Source organism: Caldithrix sp., from assembly GCF_056497305.1.
In genome coordinates this window covers 1-8,011 of the sequence record NZ_JBSMDE010000151.1, presented here as the reverse complement: position 1 = coordinate 8,011, position 8,011 = coordinate 1, and the positions used below count along the sequence as shown (strand labels likewise).

The window sequence follows — 8,011 nt, the reverse complement described above, 5'->3', positions numbered from 1 at the left end:
CATAAAAATTTTCGCATCCCGCTGTGGCGGGATTATAAGTTTTAAAGGAAGTATTCTAAAGCCCTGCACCACCCTTCAACCTCTACTTGATCGAGAGGTGATTTTTACGTCTGGAGAAAAAAAGAAGGAAATGGGTAAAAAAGAGTAAGCAGCGAACGCTTCCGCGCTGGTTAACCAGAATCAGAATGGCGCCAATGTTGCCGATGAGCCTGGAATTCAATTTTGCACCGGGCTAAAAGAATCCGCAAAATATTGAAGATCGTATTCCGGCAGACGAAAAAAGCCAAGCGTTCTTTTGCAGGAGAAACAGGCGATGAAAAAAGGTTTAACCATCGTGCTAACGTGTTTGATTTTTCTGTTCTGCCTGGGCAGCTGGTATTTTTTGCACAGCAGCCCCCTGCGCGTAATTGATCGTCTCGTCACTCCCTTGACCGTAAGGAACAAAACGACTCAGCTGGTTGAGCATAACGGCGAGCTTCGGCAATACGAAACCATCACCTTTCAACGCGCCCGATCCGATACCTTTTGCGTTACCATCAGCAGGCCTTTTAAGCATGACACAGTTCGCAGACCAGTAGTAATTTTGCTGGGCGGCCTGGAGATTGGCCGGCGCAGCCTGCAATATATTCAGCAGCATGGGCCGAACACCATTATCGCTTACGAATATCCCTACCGACCGCGGTATTGGTATGAAGGCACGGCGATTGAAGAGATACCGAAGATACGCCATTCGGTGCTCATCGTGCCCGGGCAAGTTACACAACTGGTGCAGTGGGCGAAGAAACAAAGTTGGGCTGACACCTCCCGTTTTAGCTTGCTTGGTTACAGTTTTGGCGCTCTGGCTGTGCCTTCTGTTCTGCGAATCATGAACCGTCACGGCATCCGGGTGCAAGGCGTTATTATGGCCTACGGCGGAGCAAATCTTTATGAAATTCTAAAAGCCAATCTTAAAACCATTCCTTCGCTCTTCAGGCCGCTCCTTGCCCGACTGATCTCCGTTCTTATCCGATCGGTCGAACCAGCTTTACATCTGCCATGGTTGCAGGGAGACTTTCTGCTGATCAATGGCCAAGACGATCGGCAAATTCCCGAACATTGCTGGCGACTGCTGCATCGATTAACACCGCAGCCTAAAGAAAAGATTGTTCTGAATGCCGGGCATCTGCATCCCAAAAAGAAAGATTTGATCCGAACAATCGTTCGTTTAAGCTACGCCTGGCTGACAAAAAAAGATTTGATCAACGAGCTGCCTTCCAGCGCTCTTGAATAAACCTGCAAACTCAGGCTTAAAACGCAAAATACAAACCGGCGTGGATGGCATAGCGGGAAGGATCGGATTTTTTGGGCAACAGTTTGTAGCCGTAATCGATGCGCACCGGCCCCAGAGGCGTTAAAAAGGCCAGTCCCAACCCGGTGGTTGGCTTAATAGTCAGGGGATTGACCTGGTTTAATTCGGCCCACACATTGCCGGCATCTACAAACGTTTCCATTACGATGAGCCAGAAGAGCGGCATGCGCACTTCGGCATTGGCCAGAAACATGGCTTTGCCTCCGGCCGCTTTCTGGATTTTACCATTCTCATCATAGGCTGCAGCAGGCCCCAGAAGCTGTTCATGGTAGCCCCGAACGGTGGTCGCCCCACCGGCAAAAAAACGGTCATCAATGGGAATTTCCTTACTGCCAAAAGGTTCAATAATAGCGCCAATTTTCAGGCGCGAAGCAAAGGTGAAATTAAAACGCTTAAAATGCGGCAGTTTGGGCCTAAAAGGCTGATATCTTTGCCAGGAAGCCGTAATGGTCATGTAGCGGTTGATCTCATTCACTTCCTGTTCATTCTTTCCCCTGCTGTAACTAAAAGCCAGACTAATATCGCTGTAAGAGCCGTCATGGGGATTGAACACATTTTTTCGTTTGTCCCGCTTGGCATAGAACGACAGGGAATAAACCGCATTTTTGCGGATTTGCTCCGGAGAGATCAGCGTGGTATCGATCGCGCCTTCTTTGACGATATCGACCAGTCGGGCTGAAAACCCGCCATTCATTTCTACGCCAGGCGACAAAATTTTGTGCACATCGAACGAAGAACGGTAGAGATTAAAATGCGCGCTATTAACCGGCCGAAACTGCTCAAAGGCCAATTGAAAAATGCCCGGCGTCCGTGTGTAAAACATCCAGGGTTCTACAAAAACCAGGTTAGCCCGGTTATCCGGATTGATGATGTTTTTCTTGCCAAAATCGTAGTAAAAGGAAGGTGTCAGGTAGAGGCTAATACTCCGTCCTGTGCCGAAGAGATTGCGGTGCCCGCCCTGTAGGGTTAACTCCAGTTTGTTGCCAAAATAGATCTCCTGGTCATGGGCCACGCCCAGACGAAATCCAATCCAGCGCGCCTCTTTTTCCTGCACAAATATCTTCAGTACCGCCTGGGTCGAGTCCCCTTTTACAGGCTGCAAATCAAAACGCACGTAGCGGAATAGTCCAGTGGCGTACAAATTTTGCTGCGATTTGTTTAAAGCCTGACGATTGTAACGATCGCCCTTTTTCACTTCCAATTCACGGCGAATTAAAAATTTTTGCACCAGCTTTAATCCTTCGTATTGAATGTCCGCAATGTACACTGTGGGATTTTCTTTTATTTTTAAGTACAGAAAGATCAATGAATCCTGTTCGTACAGGTAGGTCGGATCAATTTGCACATAGGGTTTACCGGCATTGTAGAAAACATCCTCCACCTTGCGCAGAGCCTCGCTGATCTGTGCTTCCTGGAAAGGCTGGCCTATTTTTAAATCGCGGAACGCGCGCTCTAATTGTTTGAGCGTAACGGTTTGCAATCCACTAAAGCGCACGCCACCGAAATAGTACCGCTTGCCCAGATTGATGTTGAAAAACAACTTTACCCTGTTTTTCCGGGGATCTAGCACCACGCTGTCTTCTACTGCAACATTTAAAAAGCCGTAGCTCTTAAAATAGTTGGTCAGTAATATTCGATCCAGTTTCACTAATCGCGGTTCGTACAATCGGCCTTCGCGGGAATTGATGATGTCCTGTAAAGACTGATCCCCTTTGAAGGGCACTTCACTGAAATAGATTTTGTCGATTTTGCGCCCGGCAGCAAAAACCGAAACCGTGCTCCCCACCAGAAGGAGTAATAAGATCAATCGCTGCCATTTATTGTTAAATCTGTTTTCCATCATGTTTTTTTGATTTTTCTTGCGTTCAACAAATCCGTGCTTTTCAACGTTTTCATTGGATTTACCGTTGGGCCTTTTTCCGCGTTAGCGGAATTTTGTTCCACCAGGGCCTGGGACATCACCCACTGTCCCCTCTTCCCGAAAATCGGGGCAAATAGCCCTCACCCTCTGGCCGACCGTAAGGTCTCGAGCTGAAGCTCGAGTTACGCTGCGTTTGAAAATTGTCTTCAAGTTCAAGGGATTCTTCAGAATGACACTCGGCACAGGCCTTCACCCTCTGGCGCTGTTTTTTCTTCTCTCCCGACTAAAAGGAATATTCCCAATTCAGCCCAAACCGGATGCGTGTGTTGCCCCGCTCGGTCTTTTCGTAATAACTGTCTAACGTCCAGTAGCGATTGATCCGGTACTGCAAACCGATCCGGTTACCGGCGTCCCAGCTCAGGCGCGGCGCCGGAATGCTTTCTGCAAATTTTGTGCGGTACTCCACGTACAAATCACTGGTCAGGTACTTGCCAAAGGCAATGGAAGCATCACTCAATCCATTATTCAACTTAAAACGGCTTAAATTAACCAGCGAGCCGCGAGCCGTAATTTCTACGCGATCCAGCCCGGTAAAGCGCTCGGCGCCCCGTTCCACCGCCGTTAAAATGGAGGTGGTGGCTATCTTTTCGCCGATGTCTCTTAAAGCCGAATCGGGATTTGATTGCATGGTCGAAATGTCTGCGCCCAGAGTCAAAAGAGAGATCTTGTCAAAGGCCGAAAGAGTCAATTCCCGCCCATTCTCGAAAACACGCATCTGTTGATTCAGATTACTGACGCTGCCGTTTAAGGCCAGTTCAAACTTCTTGTTGCCCAATTGCTTGATGGCCACCACATCAATTTCAGGATCGATCGGTATCTTGTTCTTAAAATCGATGGTTGCATTTTGCACAATAAAATTCTGATTCCAGGAGGCATATTTTCCGCTAACCGCTTCCAGATGGCCCAGAATGCTTGGTTCGTCGGAAGGCGGCACCATGCTGATATGCAGATTGCCCATGAAATCGATTCGGAAGTTATTAGCCAGATTCAATGGCGAACTGGTAACGGTGAAATTGCCGGGCAATTCCACATCAAGATTCAAAGCTAAAAATGGTGGTTCGGGTTTAATGATCTCTTCGCTTAAATAGACGCTGCGCGCAATCTGATTCAGATCGACCTCCACCACCCCTTTTGGGATGTACAAATCTCCGGACACATAGATGGTGTCCCGTCCTTTAATGGTCAAATTGTCTGAACTGATCAGGGCCTTGACATTCTGAATAAAATAATCAACGTAGAATTCGTCTAATTTCAGAGCCAGATCGAGTTTGGGGCGATTTACATCCAGCAAATCAATCTTTCCTCTGCCGGTCAGGTACCCTTCCCGCAAGGTACGTTTTGACCAGGGCAATAGTGAGCTTAAAAAACGCCACAATTTTTCCAGAAGATCCTTTTCTTCAACGGAAACGGCACTCATTTTTTGGATGTGTAACACATGGTCTTTAATTACTCCTTTAAAGTTCACATTTTTAATAGGGTCCCGGATAATGGAGAGCAATATCTGGCCATTGTTCAACTTGATGGTTCCGCTCTCCACGGTAGGAGCCAGGGGCTTCCCCTGAATATTGAGATCGACCTGGTAAGGTCCCTGAATGGATTCCACCTCTTCGATCAAATTTCTCAAAAAAACAATCTGATTGTCCTTGCTCTGGATATGGAGCCAGAAGGGCCGATTTAAAATATCCGAATCGAAATGGACCAGAGACAGCTGATAATCCTGCCAGCCGGAGGCCTGAACGGAACTACCGTCAATAACTCCGGAAAAATGATCCAATACAATTTTACCCGGTTCATAATGGGCCCGTATTTCCAGAGAATCTCCGGGGAATTGTTCAAAATGGAAATTGTCGACCTGTAAATACAATTTTAGCTGTGGGGCATCGGCCGTTCCGCTGATCTCTACCTGACCGGAAGTCAGGCCTCTGAGATGCCGCACACCCTTTAACAAGGGAGCGTAGTAGCCCAGCTGCAAATCTTTCCAGTCCAGCACCAGATCGACCTTCGTATCTTCCAGCAGGTTAATTTTTTTTTCTTTGAACTGCGTGGCAAATTCTCCCTCAATTCCCAGGAAGGTCGTGTCATTGCTCAGCGTAAAATCATTGATGGTTAACAGATCCTTGGCATAGTACAGGTCGCTGGAAAAACGGCCCAGCAACACATTTTGCAACTTCAGGCTATCGGCTGCCAGTTGCGTTTCGATGCTCAAATCGCTGAAAGGCGTTAACACTTCAACAAAGCCGTTGACCTTACCGCTGAACGTGAGCTTGCTTTGCACAAATTGCTGGAACGGCGCAATTTCGAATTGGTTTAAGGTTAAAGCACCCTGAAAATCAGCCAGTTGAAAATCGTAAAATCCATTGAGCGTAACCCGCGATTGTTGCGGTCCGATCAGGGTAAAACTTTCCAGCGAGATCTCTTCGGAATTCATGGCAATAGTGAGGCTGTCTTCCGAGCGCAACCAGTAATTTTCATACTGAACCTGGAAGGGGAACAACTTAAAATTCAGGCTATCCAGATTTTCCTGCCAGTGAATGTAAATATTGGTCGAAAAGTAATTCTGGTTGCTTAAAAATTTCAGATTACTGATCTCAATGTAATTTTTAATGGTTTTCAGATCAAAGCTGGCCTGGTCAATGGGAAAGCGATCGATTTTACCGCGGGCAATTTTAAATGAGCCGCGGCCCAGGCGCTCATGTCCCAATCCCTGAATGAAAACATTGAATTTTACGGAATCCAGGTTTAACACATCGTACCTTAATTGCGGAATGATTAAATTGCCGGAAAAATCCGGATTGGACAACGCACCCTGCAAGTGAATGCGACCGTCAATCAATCCTTTAACATCCCCTAAGCCCACATCGCGCAACGTCTGCGAGAGTTGATTATTAAAGGTGAACAGATCAAGATTGATATTCATGGCGCGGTCCAGGGCGCCTTCCAGGTAGAACAGGGAACTGTCCGCAATGCGGATCAATGAGGGTTTTTTAAAGCGATAGAATCCATTACGGGCGCTTACATTTAATTTTACGGAATCGATTTCAAACGTGTCAAGGACACAATGGTAAAGCATTAAACTGCCGGAACCGGTCAACCGTTTAAAATGCAGATTTTGTGCATTAACGGACAAACGACCATTCAGGCGTGTTCGGGGAAGCTGTGGTGCCATCTGTCCCAGATTTACATCGCTAAAATGCACCTGACCGGTCATTTGTTTTTGCTGATTTAAATAGGCGCGGGCCTGCACATGCCCTACATTGGATTGAATCAACAGCTTTTTTAATAATAGTTCTCCCCGATTGTATTCCAGGTCAAAATCCAGCGCCTTCAGTTTACGGGCCTGCCACTGCCCATTAACACTCCCCTGTAAACCAAAATGAACAGGCAGACCGCTAAAAGCCAGCCGGCCCCGGAAAAAGGCGGGTTGCCCCAAAGGGGTCCCTAACAGTTTTTCAAATTCAGAAAGTTCGATCTTAAAGCGCGTAATATTAATATTTAAACCATCCACCGGGGTGAGAAGCGCATTAAAATAGAGTTGCGATTTGGACGTCTTTATTTCGCCCTGATTTATCGCAATCCCCGACTCGTCTCCCTCTATTTTCAAGGAAGCCGATTCCAGCTGCAACCGGTAAGCCGGCCAGAATCCGGATATCTGATCTAATTTTAAATAGATGTGGTTTTTTCTTAGCCTTATTCCGGAAATTTTTATTTTCAGATTTTCAAATTGCATGGGCGTCTGGTCAAAATGTAATCCCCCAGAAACGATCTCCACATTTTTAAGCGAAAGATGGGGCAGACTTCCAATCAAAGTTTGCACATTGGCGTATTTTTGCCAGGAAGCCAGCAGGGTGTCCAGGTTTACCGGGTGGACGGAAGGTTCAGAGGTCGAATGGGGAATGACAATGTGCAGTTGATCAAAGGTCAATCGACTGATTTCAATGCGTTTTTGGAACAGGGGCCACAGGCGATAATGCACCTGCAGATAATTGGCCCGCACTTCCAGGCCGTCTTCTGTTTTAATACTCAGCTGTCTGATCTCAAGGGCATTAAACAGACTGCCTTTTAGGGAGGCGTATTCAACCTGCGCCTGAGGCTTTATTTGTTTATTCAAATAGTTTTTAGCCATGTTGGAAACTAAAGAAGCGTTCCACATCAAAAAGGCCAGGGCCCCAAGCAGTACCAACAGGCTAAGGGAAAACCAGAAAATAATTTTTTTTGCTCTTCTGAGCCAGGGTCTGTTTTTTACCATCTGTACCCGTTCAAATGAATGACTTCTTTGTAACTACTCGATCTAAAACAGCGAATGATTAGTCTTTTCCTCTTACCAGGTATTGTCGAAATCGCTTTCTATTTTAAACAAAAATCTTCAGAAAATAAATGACTTGCAACTAAAAATTGAATGTAAGGTGGCCTTAAATGTTCCCCTTCTATGATTAAAGAGACCTAAGGTAGCAGAGCCTCAAGCATTAAAAAACCGCAAAAGGCGTCCGTCCTACGGCCGTTTGTAGCGCAGCGGAAATCCAGATTCTCGGGGACGGGCCAGTCTGGCAGCACCAGCCTGTTGGAGCGCAGCGAAAATCCCGTTTTCTGGGACAGGCCAGTCTGGCAGGCGCAGCCTGACAGGCAAAAGAGTAATTTTAATTAAAAATTTAAAATTACGAATTACGAATTAATTTGCCAAGGGACAAGTTTCCCCAGGCAGTGAAGGCCTGTGCCGGCATGTCATTCTTCTCCCAGCTTCAGGC

At 46.6% G+C, this 8,011-nt stretch carries 3 protein-coding genes; 1 reads left to right on the top strand and 2 read right to left on the bottom strand.

Annotation, left to right across the window (positions count from 1 at the left end; translation table 11 throughout):
* The first annotated feature begins 313 nt into the window (after positions 1 to 313).
* Positions 314 to 1,270, top strand: coding sequence for an alpha/beta hydrolase family protein (locus ACWB0I_RS12595; protein ID WP_479388421.1), 957 nt, complete (start codon positions 314 to 316; stop codon positions 1,268 to 1,270).
* A 16-nt stretch (positions 1,271 to 1,286) separates the two neighbouring features.
* Here the strand turns inward: ACWB0I_RS12595 and ACWB0I_RS12590 are convergent, their stop codons facing one another.
* The gene (locus ACWB0I_RS12590) at positions 1,287 to 3,191 is read right to left on the bottom strand and encodes a BamA/OMP85 family outer membrane protein (protein ID WP_479388420.1); all 1,905 of its coding nucleotides are present in this window, start codon (positions 3,189 to 3,191) and stop codon (positions 1,287 to 1,289) included.
* Between the two features lie 301 nt (positions 3,192 to 3,492).
* On the bottom strand, positions 3,493 to 7,515 hold the full coding sequence (locus ACWB0I_RS12585) for a translocation/assembly module TamB domain-containing protein (RefSeq protein WP_479388419.1): 4,023 nt from the start codon (positions 7,513 to 7,515) through the stop codon (positions 3,493 to 3,495).
* Between the last annotated feature and the right edge of the window lie 496 nt (positions 7,516 to 8,011).